General features: G+C 60.3%; 16 protein-coding genes. 11 read left to right on the forward strand and 5 right to left on the reverse strand.

Annotated elements, in window-relative coordinates:
- Positions 1–107: 107 nt before the first annotated feature.
- From B5F35_RS18625 to B5F35_RS01205, 4 genes are all read right to left on the reverse strand, one after another.
- On the reverse strand, positions 108–983 hold the full coding sequence (locus tag B5F35_RS18625) for a hypothetical protein (RefSeq protein ID WP_162611287.1): 876 nt from the start codon (positions 981–983) through the stop codon (positions 108–110).
- 728 nt (positions 984–1,711) lie between these two features.
- Positions 1,712–3,532 carry an ABC transporter ATP-binding protein gene (locus tag B5F35_RS01195; RefSeq protein WP_087237274.1) on the reverse strand — a complete coding sequence of 607 codons (1,821 nt, stop codon included), beginning with the start codon at positions 3,530–3,532 and terminating at the stop codon, positions 1,712–1,714.
- Positions 3,522–5,348, reverse strand: coding sequence for an ABC transporter ATP-binding protein (locus B5F35_RS01200; RefSeq protein WP_087237276.1), 1,827 nt, complete (start codon positions 5,346–5,348; stop codon positions 3,522–3,524). The genes B5F35_RS01195 and B5F35_RS01200 overlap by 11 nt, the downstream gene beginning before the upstream one ends.
- Positions 5,349–5,663: 315 nt before the next feature.
- Positions 5,664–5,912: an AbrB/MazE/SpoVT family DNA-binding domain-containing protein gene (locus B5F35_RS01205; RefSeq protein ID WP_087237278.1), complete on the reverse strand. Its 249-nt coding sequence runs from the start codon at positions 5,910–5,912 to the stop codon at positions 5,664–5,666.
- A 175-nt stretch (positions 5,913–6,087) separates the two neighbouring features.
- On the opposite strand from B5F35_RS01205, the gene B5F35_RS01210 reads away from it, so the two are divergent.
- Both B5F35_RS01210 and B5F35_RS01215 read left to right on the forward strand, forming a co-directional pair.
- Complete coding sequence (locus B5F35_RS01210; RefSeq protein ID WP_087237280.1) at positions 6,088–6,420, forward strand: helix-turn-helix domain-containing protein; 333 nt, start codon at positions 6,088–6,090, stop codon at positions 6,418–6,420.
- A 108-nt stretch (positions 6,421–6,528) separates the two neighbouring features.
- A complete protein-coding gene (locus B5F35_RS01215; RefSeq protein ID WP_087237281.1) occupies positions 6,529–7,170 on the forward strand; it encodes a rhomboid family intramembrane serine protease in 642 nt (213 codons plus the stop codon).
- A 60-nt stretch (positions 7,171–7,230) separates the two neighbouring features.
- On the opposite strand, the gene B5F35_RS01220 is transcribed toward B5F35_RS01215, so the two are convergent.
- Positions 7,231–8,310: a lysylphosphatidylglycerol synthase transmembrane domain-containing protein gene (locus tag B5F35_RS01220; RefSeq protein ID WP_087237283.1), complete on the reverse strand. Its 1,080-nt coding sequence runs from the start codon at positions 8,308–8,310 to the stop codon at positions 7,231–7,233.
- 256 nt (positions 8,311–8,566) lie between these two features.
- Between B5F35_RS01220 and zapA the strand changes: the two genes are divergently transcribed.
- From zapA to B5F35_RS01265, 9 genes are all read left to right on the forward strand, one after another.
- Entirely contained in the window at positions 8,567–9,082 is a 516-nt protein-coding gene (gene zapA, locus B5F35_RS01225) for a cell division protein ZapA (RefSeq protein ID WP_087237285.1), read from the forward strand.
- 8 nt (positions 9,083–9,090) lie between these two features.
- Positions 9,091–11,163, forward strand: coding sequence for a peptidase U32 family protein (locus tag B5F35_RS01230; protein WP_087237287.1), 2,073 nt, complete (start codon positions 9,091–9,093; stop codon positions 11,161–11,163).
- Between the two features lie 25 nt (positions 11,164–11,188).
- Positions 11,189–11,653, forward strand: coding sequence for a dUTP diphosphatase (gene dut / locus B5F35_RS01235; protein WP_087237289.1), 465 nt, complete (start codon positions 11,189–11,191; stop codon positions 11,651–11,653).
- Positions 11,650–11,916, forward strand: coding sequence for a DUF4321 domain-containing protein (locus B5F35_RS01240; protein ID WP_087237291.1), 267 nt, complete (start codon positions 11,650–11,652; stop codon positions 11,914–11,916). The genes dut and B5F35_RS01240 overlap by 4 nt, the downstream gene beginning before the upstream one ends.
- Positions 11,917–11,929: 13 nt before the next feature.
- The gene (locus B5F35_RS01245; RefSeq protein WP_087237293.1) at positions 11,930–12,505 is read left to right on the forward strand and encodes a Maf family protein; all 576 of its coding nucleotides are present in this window, start codon (positions 11,930–11,932) and stop codon (positions 12,503–12,505) included.
- A gap of 159 nt (positions 12,506–12,664) precedes the next feature.
- Positions 12,665–13,678: a rod shape-determining protein gene (locus tag B5F35_RS01250; protein ID WP_087237295.1), complete on the forward strand. Its 1,014-nt coding sequence runs from the start codon at positions 12,665–12,667 to the stop codon at positions 13,676–13,678.
- A gap of 638 nt (positions 13,679–14,316) precedes the next feature.
- Positions 14,317–15,303 carry a rod shape-determining protein MreC gene (mreC, locus tag B5F35_RS01255; protein WP_162611288.1) on the forward strand — a complete coding sequence of 329 codons (987 nt, stop codon included), beginning with the start codon at positions 14,317–14,319 and terminating at the stop codon, positions 15,301–15,303.
- Entirely contained in the window at positions 15,300–15,809 is a 510-nt protein-coding gene (locus B5F35_RS01260; RefSeq protein ID WP_087237299.1) for a rod shape-determining protein MreD, read from the forward strand. Before mreC ends, B5F35_RS01260 begins: the two co-directional genes overlap by 4 nt.
- 13 nt (positions 15,810–15,822) lie before the next feature.
- Positions 15,823–17,994, forward strand: a complete 2,172-nt coding sequence (locus B5F35_RS01265) for a peptidoglycan D,D-transpeptidase FtsI family protein (RefSeq protein WP_087237301.1) — start codon at positions 15,823–15,825, stop codon at positions 17,992–17,994.
- Positions 17,995–18,001: the final 7 nt, after the last annotated feature.

Raw genomic sequence — 18,001 nt, forward strand, 5'->3', positions numbered from 1 at the left:
GTTTCTTTGATTTTTACCTCTAACGCTTTTCGCTCTTTGCCTTTGAAAAGCCCCTTTGTATCGGCAAGCTGCTGTTTCAACTGCGGCAGAACTTTGTCCTGCAAGGTTTAGTTGTTGCGCACGATGACGCCGGGCAGATCCCCTCCATCCTTGTTCAGCACCAGGATGCCGGTGAGAAGGGATTTGCTCTGCTGATACGCAATCGTACTGGTAACAGGGACGCCCTGCCAGGAGGAATTGGCTCCGTCGTTCATCAGGCGGGCGGGATCCTCCTCCCAGTTCGTCACCTCCAGGTTTTCCACAATAAAATGGCTCGGGTTGTCGATATGGACGACCGCCGCGTCCTCCTTCGATTCACTGGGCGCCGCGTACATCCACGGGTTGCCGTTTCCGTTGATCACCGGGTTGGGATCGGATTCGTCCCCGTAGCGCCCCAGAACGACCGGATTTTCCTGCGTTCCGGTGGGATTGATGAGATGGAGCTTTTCCCCATTCCACACGCATCCCGCCTTGAGCAGAAGCTTTCCTCCCGCCGTCAGCCGCAGGGATTCCACGTTTTGAAAGGTCCGCCACGCCTGATCGGGCGAGGTGCCGGAATTCGAGTCGTCTCCCTGCGCCGCGTCGATATAGAAGGTCTCGCCGCTCACCGTCACACCCGGCTCGGTCATGTCCATGGCCGCCATTGCCGTTTCCAGATCGCGGAGCGCCCCTGCGATTTCCTCCTGTGTGGTGTTCACGTTATCCGGGTTTGCCGTGTCCGCCAGCGCCTCACCGGCCGATACCGCCAGGCGCAGATTCTCTATCGCTTCCTGGGTGGAGCTTCCGGGAGACGACAGCATGGCCTTGGCCTGTGTCAGCTTCTCCTCCAGCGCTGTATAATCGGCGGCCGGCACAATCCGCACATCGTCCAGATAAGCCGTGCCGGTGTTGGCTGTCGCCCAGGTATACACCACGGTCTTGTCGCCGGAGCCGTTTTTCCACATGGTGAACCGTTTGGCAACGGGAATCCAGACCCCTGTCTCCTGCTGTGTGGCGACAGCCGCCTGGGGATCGCCGTTTTTCCCCTCGTTGCGCTGCACCCCACGGAGTAGGAACCGGCCTGCGTTTGATAGATTTGGGCTGTGAGCCAGTAGGACTGCCCCTCGGTGAGGGAAACCTCCTGCATCACCTGTGAGCCGTTTCCCTTGGGCGTTTCCTTCAGAAACCAGTCTCCCTCCGCCGGCAGCACATTCCCGTCGCTCTGCACAACCTCCATCACCGCGCCGCCGCTGGTGCACCAGGAGTTTTTCTGCCAGCCCGAATCCAGCACGCCGGTCTCGAAGCCTCCGTTGGAAACTCCCTCCGCCCGGCTTGCCGTTTCGGAATACGCCCGCTGGGGTACGGCGAAGATCACGGAAGTGAACGCCACCACCACCGCCAGCACACTGGCCAGTCCCTTTCTCGCGGCTGTTTTTTTCACAAAATCACCATCCTCTTTTTTTCGGCCTCCCACGCGCGGAAGGGCCGTATGATCCCTGCCGGAAGCCGTCCGCCCGCTCCAACGGGCAGGAGGCGGACGAATGGCTCTCCTTGCTCTCATTATACAGGATGGTTTTCATAAGATATATGAACAAAGGCTCTTGCTTTTGGACAGTTTATAAAATTCCGGATGCTTTTTTCATCCATGCTGATTTTTTTCCATATTTCCCCGTAAAAAGACGGGGGTACAGGCTTACGCGCCGCTTTCGCAGGCGTCATGTGTGAACTGCTGCAAATACAGGTCGCGGTAATAGCCCTTTTTGCGCAGCAGCTCCTCATGCGTGCCGCTCTCTACAATCGTCCCGTCGCGCACCACGAGAATCAGGTCGGCGCGGCGGATCGTGGAAAGGCGGTGCGCAATGAGGAAGGAGGTGCGGCCGCGCAGAAGCAGCTCCGTCGCCTTCTGGATCAGCTGCTCGGTCTGCGTGTCGATGGAGCTGGTGGCCTCGTCGAGCACAAAGATGCGCGGGTTCGCCAGCACGGCGCGGGCAAAGGAGATCAGCTGCTTTTCGCCAGTCGAAAGACGATCGCCGCCCTCGCCCACGTTGCTCTCATAGCCGTTTTCCAGCTTCGCCGCCACCTGGTCGGCGGAGACCGCCTTCGCCGCCGCGATGACCTCCTCATCCGTCGCGTCCAGACGGCCGTAGCGGATGTTCTCCATCACGGTGCCGGAGAAGAGGTGCGGGCTTTGCAGCACATAGCCGATGCTGCTGTGCAGCCACAGCTGGCTGCGCTCACGGTAATCCTTGCCGTCGATCAGCACCTGTCCGGCCGTCGGCTCAAAGAACCGGCACGCGAGGTTCACCAGCGTGCTCTTTCCCGCGCCTGTCTCGCCCACGATTGCGATCGTGGACCCGGCGGGGATTTTCAGGTTGAAGTGGCTCAGCACGTCCTCGTTGCCGTCCGGGTAGCGGAAGGAAACGTCGCGGAATTCGATCTCGCCGCGGATCGGCTCCCAGTTTTCGCGCCTGGCCTCAAAGGCCGTGCCGTAGCGCTCGATCACCTCGGGGGTATCCGTGATCAGCGGCTTTTCGTCAAGAAGGCCCATGACGCGCTCGATATTCGCCTGGAGCGACAGGATATCCGCGATATTCCGCGCGATCTGCTGGATCGGCTCAAAGATGCCCACCGCATAGGAGGTGAAGGCCGAGAGCGTGCCGATCAGCAGAAGATCGGAGAGCACCAGCGAGCCGCCGCGCGCGAGGACGATCGCCGTGGTCAGCGAGCTGAAAAACATGACCAGCGGGATATACACGGCGGACAGGCGCGCCGCCTTCACGGACGACACGCGCATGTCCTGCGTCACGGACTCAAACTCGCGGCAGTTCTGCTCCTCGATGACAAGCGTTTTCGATGTGCGCGCGCCCATGATTCCCTCGTTGTACGCGCTGGTGATCCGCGAATTCATCTTGCGCACGCGGCGGTTCCAGCGCAGGATGCGCTCCTGGAACCAGCCGGTCAGCAGCGAAATCACCGGCACGATGAGGATCACCGTCGCGGCCAGGCCGGGATTGAGGAAGAACATCGCGATGAACACGCCGAGTACATAGAAGATCGCCCACAGGATATCCACCATATTCCACGCGATCATGCCCGCGATGCGGTTGGTGTCGCTCATGATCCGGGAAAGCAGATAGCCCACCGGCGTGACGTTGTAATAGGAAAGCGAGAGCGTCTGCAAATGCACAAAGCAGGCGCGCTTCATATCCCGCCCCAGGCTCATCTCAATGCGCATGGAACGGCGTGTGAACAGGATGACCGCCAGTGTTTGCAGCACGATTACCCCGGCATATGCCGCCGCGAACCACGGCAGGCCGGCAGCGTCTCCCGTCTCAATGAACTCGTCGATCGCATACCGCTGGAACAGCGGCAGGGCAATGTCGATGCAGGCGCACACAAGGTTCAGCGCCAGCACCGCTAAAATCAGCTTGCGGTAGGGCTTCAAAAAGGGAAACAGCTTTTTCCAGGACGACCACTCAAAGGATTTGGTATATTCCTGCTCATCATACCCCATGGCTTTCGCCTCCTTCCTCCTCACGCAGCAGCTCGCGGTCGGCGGCCGCTGTCTGGATGTCGTATGTTTCGCGGTAGATCCCGCCGAGCGCCAGAAGCTCCTCGTGCGTGCCGATCTCCGCGACTCTTCCGTTTTGCAGGACCAGAATTTGATCCGCCTGCATCAGCGTGGTCACGCGGTGCGAGATCAGAATGACCGTCGCGCTGCCCTTCGCGTCGTGCAGGGAGGCGCGGATCTGCGCGTCCGTCTCCGCGTCCACGGCGGAGAGCGAATCGTCGAAAATCAGGACGGGTGCGTCCTGCATCAACGTGCGCGCAATCGCGACGCGCTGCTTCTGCCCGCCGGAAAGCGTCACGCCGCGCTCGCCCACGATCGTATCGTAGCCCTCGGCGAATTCCAGAATCGCCTCGTCCACATGGGCCGTACCCGCGTGGCGGCGCACCTCCTCGATGCTCGCGCCCGGGCGCACCGCCGCGATGTTCTCCCGGATGGTGCGCGAGAACAAAAATGGCTCCTGGAGCACCATGCCGATGTTCCGCCGCAGGTACGGGCGGCTGATTTTGGAGAGCTCCACCCCGCCGATTGTGATCTTCCCGCCATCCTGCGGCAGCTCATAGAGCCGGTCGAGCAGGTGCATCATGGTCGACTTGCCGCTTCCCGTGCCGCCGAGGATCGCGAAGGTTTTGCCCGCCGGGATCGTGAAGCTCACGTCGCGCAGGATAGGCTGCTCACCGTAGGAGAATGAAACATGGTCAAACACAATGTCCTTATCCATCGGCGGGGTCTGCGCGTCCGGCGGCTCCTGCTCCGTCTCGGAATCGAGGATGTACGCGAGACGGTCGATCGACACGCCCGCCTTACTCATCTCCGAGAGGATACGTCCCAATCCGCGCACCGGCCACACCAGTGACTGGTTGTACGACACGAACGCCAGAAATTCACCGAGCGTGATTTCCCCGTTCACCGCCTGCGTCACGCCGACGCAGATCACCGTAAGAATCTGCAATCCCGTGATGAGATCGCCGATTCCCCAGTACGCGCTCAGCAGCCGTCCCAGGCGGATCCAGAGCATCGCCCAGCGATCGTTTTTCTGGTCAAAGCGCTCCACCTCATACTTTTCCCGCCCGAACGCGCGCACCACGCGCACGCCCGTCAGGTTTTCCTGCACCGCCGCGGAAAGCTCGCCCTCGGCCTCGTCCGCCGTGAGGAACCGCTTCGCGATTTTGGAATAAAAGAATCCCGAATACAGCAGAATAACGGGCAGGAAGCCGAGCGCTATCAGCGAGGTTTTCCAGTTCATGGAGAACATCACGGCCAGCGAAAAGACCACCAGGAACACGATGCGGAACACCTCGAGCAGCTGGTTTGTCACAAAGTTGCGCACCACCTCCACGTCCGACGTGCACCGCTGGATGATTTCGCCGGTGCTGTGCTGGACGTGCCATGCGTAGGGCAGGCGCTGGATATGCCGGTACAGCCCGTCGCGCATGGATTTCACAAAGCTCTCCGAACCCTTGGCCGTGGTCATGCGGCTGCCGTAGGTGCACAGCCCGGAGAACACCGCCACCAGCAGCAGAAAGCCCGCCGCGGCGAACAGCTGCACCATCGGCTCCGCCTGTGTCAGCCCTGGAGCCAGCAGCGTCACCACCTCCGGGAACGGCTCACCGCCAAGCACACAGTCCACGGCCACGCGGACCACCTGCGGCGTCAGCGAACCCAGCACCGTGTTGCACACGGAGAACAGCAGCGTCAGCGCGAAGATCCATGCATAAGGCCGCAGAAAGCGCCAAATCAGCGCGCGTTTTGTCTCTTTCAAAAAATCCCCTCCTCTTTCGTTTCACCGGCGCTTTCCTGTGGAAAACGCAAAAAAAGCGCCTCCGGCCCGAGCCGGAGGCGCTGATCCGCACAGAATACACCCCGTTACAGCAGACGGGGGCGGCACGCGGACAGACATCTCCCAAAAAGCCCGGATCTTTTGTTGTTCCGATACGTGATACGATTCTTACCGATCATTCTGTCCGCCTCCTTTCTGTATTGTGATTTCTTTTTTGTCATAATAGCAAGACAAGGGTAGTATACCGCCTGCATTTGTGAAAGTCAAGGGGGATTTCCAAAAAAATATGCGAGCCTTTTATCTCAGCTCGCCGATGCATCTTTCACAGAGATAACATCCCGGCTTGAGCTCCCTGAGCCCCTCCTCCGACTGGCACCTCAGACACACAGGCTTCACCTTTTTCAGAATAATCTCCCCGCTGCTCTCCCGCACCGAAATCTGAAATTCCTCTCCCTTTTCGATCCCCGCCTGCTTGCGCAGCTCGATCGGAAGAACGATGCGTCCCAATTCATCCACCCGGCGGGTGACCACCACCGGTTTTTCCATACTTTTCCCTCCTTTCCGCAGGCTGCAGATACTGGGTTCTATTGTCCCATGGTATGATACTTTTTCAAAAGAGTCAACCCCTATCCAGGGATTCTTCTCCAAATAGAGCATTTTCCCTTTTTGTCACTGTTGGTATGCTATTGGGTGTAAAGGTCCCGAAATAGGGGGTGTTTGGATGGACTGCAAAAGCATGGGAAGGAAATTGAGGGCCAGCCGCGCGCAGCATGGCTGGAGCATGAAAGAATGCGCGGACCGGGCTGGAATCAGCACGCGCTACCTGGCGGATATTGAGCGCGGCGACAAGGTGCCGAAGCTGGAGACTCTCCTTCAGCTGCTCAACACCCTGGACGTCTCCGCCGACTCCGTCCTTCAGGACAGCCTGTCGGTCGGATATGAAACCAAAAGCAACGATCTGATGCGCCGTGTGAACACGCTTGACAGCGCGCACCGCAAACAAGCCATTGATTTGTTTGAGGCGATCCTGTCTGTTCTGGGAAAGCCTGTCTGAAGTTCCGTCCCGCTTGCCAAAGGGAGGCAAATCGGGTATAATCGTTTTATGATTTTTGAAGTCTTTCTGTGATGCGGCGCAGAGAGGAAAGGAGCGAAACCTTATCGTATGAACTGGATTGACCGCCTGGAGCGAAAAGCCAGAAGGCTGGCCGTTCCAAACCTGATGTTCTTCCTTTCGGGAGCCATGCTGCTGGTCTATATCCTCAGTATGTTTTTTCCCGCTTTGCCGATGCTGCTCTCGCTGGATCGGAGCTTCCTGCTGCGCGGGCAGGTGTGGAGGCTTGTCACCTTCCTGTTTCTGCCGCCCTCGTCCTCTCCGCTGTGGATCCTGTTCAACCTGTACTTTTACTGCCTGCTTGGGCGCGGGCTGGAACAGCAGTGGGGCGTGTTCCGCTTCAACCTGTTTTACCTGTGCGGCATAGTGGGCGCGATTCTCACAGCGCTCATCACCGGCTCCGGGAGCAACTATTACCTGAACCTCTCGCTCTTTCTCGCCTTCGCGGCGTTCTATCCCGACTACCGGCTGATGATTTTCTTTGTGCTGCCGATCAAGATCAAGTATCTCGCGATTCTTGACGCGGTGCTGCTGCTCGTCAGCTTTATCCTTGGCGGCTGGCCGGCCAGAATCGGCATTTTGATGTCCCTTGCGAACATTTTCCTGTTCTTCGGCGGAAGCAGCCTCAAGCGTATCAAAACCCAGATGGGCTACTGGAAAACCCGCCGTAACTTCCGCAAATATATGAGATAAAAAACAGCCCTTTTCGCGGCCGTCCGGCTGCCAAAAGGGCTGTTTTGCTGTCTTGGGAAATCAATCGCTTGCCGTGCCGTCCCCGGCGGGGGAAGCGTCCGTCTCGTGCTTCGCGTAGCGCTTGCCGCCCCACACGGAGAAGAAGCCGCCAAGCGCAATGTTCAGGTAGTACGTCAGGAGCCGCCACAGGAACATGGCCGGGACGATATCCTGCCCGAAGAATTTGCCGAAGAAGATGACAAAGGAGCCCTCCGCGCCGCCGGACGCACCCGGCAGGGGGACAAACGCGGAGACCATCGCCACAAACACCTGCGCCGCCACCATCGTGACCACGGAAACGCTCTCCGCGGGCAGCGCAAAGCTCAGGTAAATAAAATACGAGATCAAGCTGTTAATCGTGATCTGCACGGCGGTAAGCACCGCGGTGACAAAATAAAGCTTGAAGGAGCGGCCCATAATCCCGGCGCTCTTGTGGAACATGGCAAGCTGCGCATGGATCCGCTGGTAGCGCCGCACGGGATGGCGCACCAGGCGCATCCGGTACAGAAGGCGCAGGAAAAAGCGCAGGACGCGATCGGTGCCCCGTTCGCTCACGGTGAAGGTGAGCACGGCGGCGATAAAGGCGCTGTTCGAGAGCAGGCCGATCACCGTGACAAACGAGAAATTGCTGATATGGCTCTGGAAAAAGCCAAGCTGGGTGAAGACGAGCAGCAGCGAATAGAGCACCATCACCACCTGATACACGAGCGTTTTCATGGCGATAACGCTGCCCGCACGGCCGGTATCCATGCCCATCTTATTCATGGAGTAGATCTGCATCGGCTGCCCGCCGGTTGAAAACGGTGTGATGGCGCTGTAGAACAGGCCCGTCATCCCCACGGAGAACGACCGCCCGAAGCTCCACCACGGGCAGACATGGCGGCAGAACAGGTTCAGCGTGAAGCCCTCGAGCAGCAGTGTGCCGCCCGCCGCCGCGATCGCCAGCGCCAGCCATTCCCAGCGCAGGCGCATCAGGATTTGGCCCAGATTCTGCACCCCGCCGTTGGAGAGCAGAAAATACAGGACAAACCCCATCGTGATGGAAATCGTCAGGATCGGGAACAGGTTCTTTTTCAGCTTGCTTGAAAAATATAATCGCATCCCATAACCTCTTGTTTCATAAAATTCTAAGCCTCTGTTTTTCCGTCTTTCTATTGTATACCAATCCGCCCGTTTTCACAACCCCGGCGCACCGGAGCACACAGGTTTTGGAAACCGGCTTTTCTATGCTATCATCCATTTCTCAATCCTTTATCAACTTTTCCCGGAACGCTTGCCGCCCTGCCGTCTTTCGTGCTATGATAAAGGGAAACAAAACGCGCCCCCGAAAGGGGCTTTCCGGAAAGGGTGACAGGCTTTGAGTAAAAATAGAATCCGCCTTGAGATCTGCGGCGTGGAGTGCGTCATCGCAAGCGACGACAGCGAGGAGTACATCCGCGCGATCGGAGCCGAGGTGGCCCGCTCCATGAACGCCATGTGCCGTCAGAACGAACGTATTTCCATCGCCACGGCGGCTGTGTTTGCCGCGCTCAATTACTGCGACGACGCACAGAAGGCGAAGGCCGCCGCGGACAACCTGCGCGCTCAGATCAAAAATTATGTGGAGGATGCCTCCCACGCGCGCATGGAAGCGGATGAAGCCCGCCGCGAGGCCGACCGCCTGAGCCGTGAGGTGCAGCGTCTGCGCGCCCGCCTGGCTGAAGAGGAAGCGGACGAGCCGAAGCCGGAAAGCAGCTCTCACCAAGATCCAAAGGAGGAGCAGCCCGCCCCCGCCGAAGCGTCCCAGCCGCAGGAAAACACGCCGGAGGGCGTGGATCCCGACGCAGAGAAGGGCTTTATCTCCTTCTTTGAGAAGAAAACAGATGAGGAGTGACCGCCGTGATGGAAATCCTTGCCCCAGCGGGCTCCCCGGAAAGCTTGCAGGCCGCCGTGCGCGCCGGAGCGGACGCCGTTTACCTGGGCGGCGGATCGTTTTCGGCGCGCGCGTTTGCGCATAACTTTGACGACAACGCCCTGCGCGAGGCCGTGCGTTACTGTCACGCGCGCGGCGTGCGCGTTCATCTGGCTGTGAACACCCTCCTGCGCGACGAGGAGATCGAGCGCGCTGTGGAGTTTGTCCGCTTTGCCTGCACCCTGCCGGTGGACGCGGTGCTTGTGCAGGACACGGGGCTGCTGCTCCGCCTGCGCGACTGCGCGCCCTCACTTCCGCTGCACGCCTCGACCCAGATGAGCCTGCACACCCCGCAGGGCGCGGCCGCCGCCGAGGAAGCAGGCATGGCGCGCGCCGTGCTCTCCCGTGAGATGACTGCCGCTGAGATCCGCGAGACACGCGGAGCTGTATCGATTGAACTGGAAAGCTTTGTGCACGGCGCGCTGTGCATGTCCGTCTCCGGGCAGTGCTATTTCAGCGCCATGCTCGGCTCGCGCAGCGGCAACCGCGGCATGTGCGCGCAAACGTGCCGTCTGCCCTTTTCCGCGCCCGGCGGCACCGGGCATGACCTGAGCCTGAAAGACCTTTCGCTCATCCCCCGCCTGCACGAGCTGGAGGACGCGGGCGTGATGAGCGCCAAAATAGAGGGACGCATGAAGCGGCCGGAGTATGTGGCCGCCGCCGTTTCCGCCTGCCGCCGCGCCGCGGACGGTGTGGAGATCCCGCCCCGCCTGCTGGAAAATCTGGAAGCTGTGTTCTCGCGCTCCGGATTCACCTCAGGCTTTTTCGACGCGCCCTCGCGCAGCCGGACACGGCCGCTGTTCGGCACGCGCTCAAAGGAGGACGCCGCCGCCGCGACGGGAGCCGTCTTTGGGGAGCTGCACGGGCTGTACCGTGAGGAATACCCCCGCGTCGCGGTGCGCATGAAGCTGACGGCACGCGCCGGGAAACCGGTCACGCTGACCGTCACGGACGCGGAGGGCTTTTCCGCCACAGCCAAGGGCGCTCCGCCCGAAGCGGCCCGCACCCGGCCCGCCGACCCGGAGCGCTGCGCCGATCAGCTCAAAAAGACCGGCGGCACACCGTTTTACGCCGAAAAGGTAGCGTGCGATCTCGGTGAGGGGATTGCGCTGTCCGCCTCCGCGCTCAACGCCCTGCGCCGGGAAGCCCTCTCTTCGCTTCTGACACAGCGCGAGGAACGCCCTGCGATCCCCTTTTCGCCCGTTCCCTTCTCCGCCCCGGCACACCCGGCACGGGAGGGAGCGCTGCCCCTGCGCGCGCGGTTCCCCTCAGCCCGCCTGCCGAAGGAGGCTTTGCGGTGCGAACTGTGCTGCGTGCCCTGGGACACGAAGGAGGACGCGCTTTCCCGCCTGATCGAGGAGGGCTATTCCCTCGCACTGGAGCTGCCGCGCGGTCTGTTCGGCCTGGAGCGGGAAGCCGCGCGGCGGCTGGAAGCGGCGCGGCGTGCCGGCGTCACGCACTGCTGGGCCGGAAACCTCGGCGCGGTGCGGCTGGGCCGGGAGCTGGGCTTCACCGTCCATGGAGGTTTTTCTTTGAACATCACCAACACGGCGGCGCTCACGTTCTACGAGCGCTTCGGCCTTCTCGATACAGAGCTAAGCTTTGAGCTGACGCTCTCCCAGAGCGCGAAGCTCGGCGGGCTGCTGCCGCGCGGCCTGCTGGTGTATGGCCGCCAGCCGCTCATGCTGACACGCGCCTGCCCGGCGGCGAACGGCCCGCGCGGCTGTCTGAACTGCCATCAGACGGGGGAGAGCCCCGTGCTGACGGACCGGCGCGGCGTTCATTTCCCGGTGCAGTGCACGGGAGCGTGCAGCGAGGTGCTCAACAGCGTCCCGCTGGAGCTGTGCGACCGGCCGGACGAGCTGCGCTGGGCCGACTTCGGCGTGGTGCGGCTGACCTGCGAGCCCGAAACGGAGTGGGGAGAAATCCTGCGCTGCTGCTTTGCGGGTGAACCGCCCGCCGGAGAATGGACGCGCGGGCTTGCCTATCGCGGAATCGAATGAACCAGAGCGAAAGGATGCTTTTTCTATGGACGAACTGAAAATCAAACGACTGCGGGAAAATGCCGTCATCCCGACGCGCGCCACGGAAGGATCCGCCGGGCTGGATCTGAGCGCCTGTCTGGACAAGCCCATGGCCATCCCCTCCGGCGGACGGGCGCTGATTCCCACAGGGATCGCGATTGCCCTGCCCTGCCCGGCCTATGTGGCCCTGCTCTTTGCCCGGAGCAGCCTCGGCATGCGCCGGGGGCTGATGCTCTCAAACGGTGTGGGTGTCATTGACAGCGATTACCGTGGAGAAATCCTTATCGGGGTTTACAATTTCACAAACGAACCGTGCATTGTGGAAAACGGGGAGCGTCTGGCACAGCTGGTGGTGGTTCCCACGGCGCTGCTGCCGGTGTGTGAGACGCAGGATCTGGAGAACACGGCGCGCGGCGCGGGCGGCTTCGGTTCGACCGGCACAGCCGCCGTGAGGGAGGAAAGGACATGAAAAAGAACATCATCCGCACGCTTTTGCTGGTGATTCTGCTGCTGCTGGCCATTGTGCTGGGCAAGGTGATCGGAAATGTGACGGCAGGCGTGCCGTTCCTGTCCTGGCTTGGGCTTTCGGCACAGTTCGGGCTGGCTCCCGCCACGCTGGATCTCGCTGTGCTGACGGTGACGTTCGGCCTGCAGATCAGCCTGAACGTCGCGCAGGCAATTCTGCTGCTTGTGGCGATCCTTGTCTACAGCCGCATCCACATTCACGAATAAGGGAGGGGCTGTCATGCTGTATCTGGCTTCCGCGTCTCCGCGCAGGAAAGAGCTGCTCACACTGGCGGGCTATTCCTTCACCGTGCTCCCCGCCAACGCGGACGAGACAGCCCCTTTGGGCCTCTCCCCGCGGGAAACCGCCGGACTGCTGGCGCGCCGCAAGGCGGAGGCCGTGCAGGCGCTTCCCGAATTTTCGGCCCGCCAAAAGCCGGGAGATGTAATCCTCGCGGCGGATACGGTGGTGGATCTCGGCGGTAAAATCCTCGGCAAGCCAAAGGACCGCGAGGACGCGAAACGGACCCTGCTCTCCCTGTCCGGCAGGCGGCACAGCGTGCACACCGGCTTCTGTGTGCTCGCGGGCGCAAAGAAGATGTGCGGGGTGGAATCCACGGCGGTGGAATTTTACCCGCTCACGCAGGAGGAAATTGAAACCTATCTCGACACGGGCGAACCGATGGACAAGGCCGGAGCCTACGGGATCCAGGGGCGCGGCGCGCTTTTTGTGCGGCGGATCTCCGGGGATTATTACACGGTGGTCGGCCTTCCGATCGCGCGTGTTGACCGGATTCTTCGCGCTCTTTCCGTCTGAAGAACCGGCGGCTTCGGGCCGCCTCGAATTTACATTTTTTTTATTGTGTATTTCCCATCAAGGGGTTATAATAGCCTTATATTGTGTCATTATGTCAAGTTGAAAAATAAATTTAGAGGGACGGGCGCCTCTGCTGGGGCCCGGAAAGGGGATACATTCATGTTTTCCAAGGATATCGGTATTGATCTGGGCACCGCAAATACTCTGGTGTTTATGAAGGGAAAGGGCATCGTCATGCGTGAACCGTCCGTTGTGGCGGTGGACGTGCGCAGCGACACGGTGCTGGCTGTCGGCTCGGCGGCAAAGGAAATGATCGGACGCACCCCCGGCTCCATTGTGGCGGTTCGCCCGCTCAAGGACGGCGTTATCGCGGACTTTGACATCACGGCCACAATGCTCAAGCATTTCATCCGCAAGGTTGTGCGCTCCACGATGTTCTCCAAGCCGCATATTGTAGTCTGCATCCCCTCCGGCGTTACGGAAGTGGAACGGCGCGCGGTGGAGGACGCGGCGCGTCAGGCCGGTGCGTCCCAGGTGGATTTGATCGAGGAACCGATGGCGGCGGCGATCGGCGCGGGGCTTCCTGTGGCGGATCCGACCGGCAGCATGGTGGTGGACATCGGCGGCGGCACGGCCGAGGTGGCGGTGATTTCGCTGGGCGACATCGTGACCTCCTGCTCCGTTCGCGTAGCCGGAGACAAGTTTGACGAATCCATCATTTCCTATGTCAAAAAGAAATACAACCTCCTGATCGGCGAGCGCACAGCCGAGCAGATCAAGATTGCGATCGGTTCCGCGTACCCGACGGAGGACAACAACGGCACGAGCGTGGAGATTAAGGGCCGCAACCTGGTCGACGGTCTGCCGAAGAATGTAACCATCACGGCGGAGGAAGTGCGCGAAGCGCTCTCCGATCCGCTGTCGACGATTGTGGACGCAATCAAGAGCACGCTGGAAAAGACCCCTCCGGAGCTTTCCGCCGACATTATCGACCACGGTATCACGCTCACGGGCGGCGGCGCGCTGCTGCGCGGTTTGGATCAGCTTGTCGAGCGCGAGACCGGCATGCCGGTTCATGTAGCGGAAAGTCCGCTTGACTGCGTGGTGGACGGCACCGGCAAGCGCCTTGAGATCAACATGCCCAACACGTATTACAAGAACAACAGACGCTAAGCTGGCTGAGCCTGCACGCAATGGCCCGCGCGGCAGCTGTGTGAAAAAGGAAAGCCCGGCGGCGCGGGACGGTCTGGACATGCTCCCGGCATCCCGCAAGCACGGCGCAGCCGCCTAAAAGTTTTCGTCCACCTTTTTCAAAAGGGCGCCGTGTGCCAGTGGCACACAAACAAGGCGCCGACCGGAGCGGCAGCGGAGACGTGGGGTTTTAGGGGTGAAACCCCTAACCGTGCCTTTTCTTTCCCAAAATGCAGGAAGGGGAGAAAAAACAGTCCGGGGGACTGTTTTTTCGTGGGGAAACCCACATGAGGGGTTTCCCTATGTGCTGGCGTCAGCCAGTACATGATTCGCTCAGGCCTCGACGGCCCCCCATTTCTTGCCGCCAAGAAATGGGGGAAAGAACCGCGAGGGGCCTTGCCCCTTCGAACCCCGCGCTTTGTTTTCTACGTCAGTTTGCCGCCCCCTCTCCCTCAGCGCGGCCGGCCAAATTTGCGCTGACGCGCAAGACTGGCCGGCTGGTGGGGGAAAACCTCAAAATTAGCGTAGGGAATAATTTCGAGGTTTTCCGTGCGTTGGGGAACGGCTCTTCAAAAGAAAGGTTTGCAAAAACCACAAGAAAAAGAGGTGATGAACAACACATGAATCACAACGATCTGCTTCATACCCGCAGCTTCAAGATTCTCCTGACGGTGTGCGCGGCGATGCTGTGCCTGATGCTGTTCACCGCCGGGTTTGGCGGGGAAGCGCCGTCGAACCTTCTGAGCTTTTTTTCCACCCCGATGCAGCGTGTCGGCACGCTGGTGACGGCAAACGCCGCCGTCGCGGCGCGCGACGCTTCCACCTCCAAAGAAGAGCTGATGGAGGAAAACGCGCAGCTGCGCCAGCAGATCGCGGAGCTGCAAAGCCAGCTGGTGGATTATTATGACCTCAAAAAGGAAAATGCCCAGCTTTATAAATATCTGGATATGAAGGAGCTCAATCCGGATTTTCAGCTTGTCTCCGCTTCTGTCATCGGCCGGGACCCGAACCGCTTTTATACCTTCACCATCGACCGGGGCACGGCGGCGGGCGTTTCCGTCAACGATCCCGTTGTCACCGATGAGGGCGTGGTCGGCTGGGTGTCGAGCGCCAACTCGATCTCCGCGGAGGTCACGACAATCCTCTCGCCCGATACACGCATGGGCGGTTTCGCGGAAACAGGCGGCACCGACAAGGTGGCCGGCGAGAGCGGCGTGATCAGCACCGACATCAAGCTGGCGGATCAGGGCCTGATCAAGCTCGGCTACCTGACGGCGGACACCCAGGCGAAGGCCGGCGATATCGTCGTGACAAGCGGCCTTGGCAGCATTTATCCGCAGAATCTCAAAATCGGTGTGATTGAATCCATCGGCCATGAGGAATACGATGTCTCCCTGTACGCGCTGGTGCGCCCGTTTGTGGATGTGACCGAAGTGCGCGACGTGATGGTGATTACCTCCTTCCTCGGCCAGGGCGAAGCCATGACCGGCTCCGATACCTCGTCAGGCGCTTCGTCCGGCACCACTTCCGGAGACAGTGCCTCCTCGCAGGAGACTTCTTCCAGCGCTTCCTCCGCGTCATCTTCCTCTTCGGAGGACACGCCATGAACCGCTACAAGGGAATCCGTTTTTTTGCTTACGTTCTGGAAATTCTCGTTTTGTTCATGGTGCAGGAAACCCCCGGACTGCTGCCCCCCATTCTGGGCGCGCGTCCGGTGCTTTTGATCCCCGCCGCGCTCTCGATCGCGTTTTTTGAGACGGATCTGGCGGCGATGGCCTTCGGCGTGCTGTGCGGGCTCTTTCTTGATTTCGGCATGGGGACGGCCTTCGGCTTTCATGGACTGTTCCTCGGCGTGATGTGCTGGCTGCTCGGCTGCCTGGCGGCGGAATTGATCCGCACCAACCTGCTCACGGCGATTCTCGCCGGAATGCTGGGGATCGTCCTTCTCCTGTCGATTCAATGGTTTTTCTGCTACCTGCTCTACGGCTACGACTATCCGGGCTACGCCTATGTGCACCACTATCTCCCGCGCATGGGCTACACCTTAATCTTTATGCCCATCACCTACTATTTCAACCGTGCGCTTGCCCTGTTCCTGCGCGAGCGTGATTAGGAAGGAGGCTTCCATGGAAAAGCGTCCCCGCCCCGCGTGGCGGTATGTGTTCTGTGTCCTGCTGCTGATTGCCGTGTTCGGCGCGTATGTGCTGCGTCTGTATGACTGGCAGATCGTAAACGGCGATACCTGGCTGACAACAGCGGACAACTCCACGCAGTCCACCGTGAAAATGACGGCCGCCCGGGGAGAGATCCTCGACGTCAACGGCGAGCCGCTGGCTGTGAACCGCACCGGCTACGCCATTGTGCTCGACTGGGCCTACATGCGCCTGAACACAATGGCCGAGACGGTGAAGCAGGAAAACGAGACGATCCACCAGATCATCACGCTGCTGGACGAGCATGGCGAGGAGTGGACGGACGTTTTGCCGATTGTCTGGGAAAATGGCGCCTACGCCTTCACACCGGACAGCGACAAGGAGATTGAAACGCTCAAGGGACGCGATTACGCCGACGTCAATTCCTATGCCTCGGCGGATCTCTGCATGGAAAGCCTGATTGAAAAATACAGCGTGGAGGGCTACACGCCCGAGGAGACGCGCGATATCGTTTCCGTACGCTACAATATGACAAAAAATCAGTTCGGCATCTCAAACCCTTACACGATGGCGGACGACGTTTCCCTCGAGATCGTGACGATCCTGAGCGAGAACACGCAGAAGCTGCCGGGCGTCTCCATCGAGGTGACAACGGCCCGTGAATATCAGAACACCTCCCTGATTCCGCATATTGTCGGGCGTTTGGGGAAATTCTCCTCTATGGAGGACTGGCAGAACAATTACCAGGAAAAGGGCTACGCTTTCGATGACAGCATCGGCATCAGCGGCGTGGAGAGCGCGTTTGAGGAACTGCTGCGCGGCAAGGACGGCGAGAAGGTTGTCGAAATCACCAGCATGGGCTCGCTTGCCAGCGAAACCGTCACCCAGGCCCCCGTGGCGGGCGATACCATCTACCTGACCATTGACAAGCGGATTCAGGAGGTCGTCAATGCCTCTCTGGCGGAAAATATCACCGCCACACGGGCAAACGGCGAATATCTCAACTCCATCAACAAGGACAACCGTTCCCAGGATCACGGCGAGGACTGCTATTCGGGCGGAGCCGTGGTGATGGACGTGAAAACGGGAGCCATCCTGGCCGCCGGAACGTATCCCACCTACGACTCGATTTTAGCGCAGGAGGACGCGGCCTATTACGCTTCTCTGGCAAACGACACACTCGGCACCCCTCTGGTCAATAAAGCCTTCATCGGCACCTTCTCCCCCGGCTCCTGCTTCAAGCCCGCCGTGGCCTGCGCGGCGCTGGAGGAAGGGGTCATCACCAACAGCACCGTGATCCACTGCGGCCACTATTACACCCGCTTTACAAACGGCAGCACCACCGGCGCGCCGACGTGTCTCGGCTGGCACGGGGACGTTTCCCTGCGCTCAGCGCTGGCGGACTCCTGCAACATCTTTTTCTTTGAGACAGGCTACCAGCTCGGCATCACGGCCATGAATCTCTACTGCCAGCGCTTTGGCCTCGGTGTCAAGACCGGGATCGAGATCGGCGAAAGCGCGGGTGTTCTGGCGGGTCCCGGCTCGCGTGACGTGTGGTATCAGGGCGAAACGCTCAACGCCGCCATCGGCCAGTCCGACAACGCCTTCACCCCCTTGCAGCTGTGCACCTACGCCGCCACCCTCGCCAACAACGGCAACCGCCCCCGTGCAACCCTTGTCAGCAAGATCACCGACTACACCCGCGAGACAGTCAAGGACGAGATTGCGCTGGAAATCGTGGAAAATGTCGGTGTGTCACAGGAAAATCTGGACTATGTGAAGGAAGGCATGAAGGCTGTCATCACAGAGGGCAGCGCCCGCTCCTCGCTTGGCAAGTACCCGATTGCAATCGCGGGCAAAACCGGTACGGCGCAGCGCACCAGCGGTTCGGATAACGTGACCTTTATCGGCTATGCGCCCGCTGACGATCCGCAGATCGCTTTTTCCGTGGTGCTGGACCATGGTTCCACCAGTACCTACTGTCAAAACGTGGTGCGCGATATTCTGGACGCATACTTCTATGATGCACAGGTCTGCGACGACGGGCAGATCCGCACCGCTGTCGAACGAAGCGAGTATGCGCAGCAGCAGGCCGCAAGCAGCGCATCCAGCGAATCCTCCAGCAGCGCCTCCTCTGAGGGTTGATAAAGCA

This window comes from Anaeromassilibacillus sp. An200 (assembly GCF_002160025.1).
Taxonomy (GTDB): Bacteria; Bacillota; Clostridia; order Oscillospirales; family Acutalibacteraceae; genus Caccousia; species Caccousia stercoris.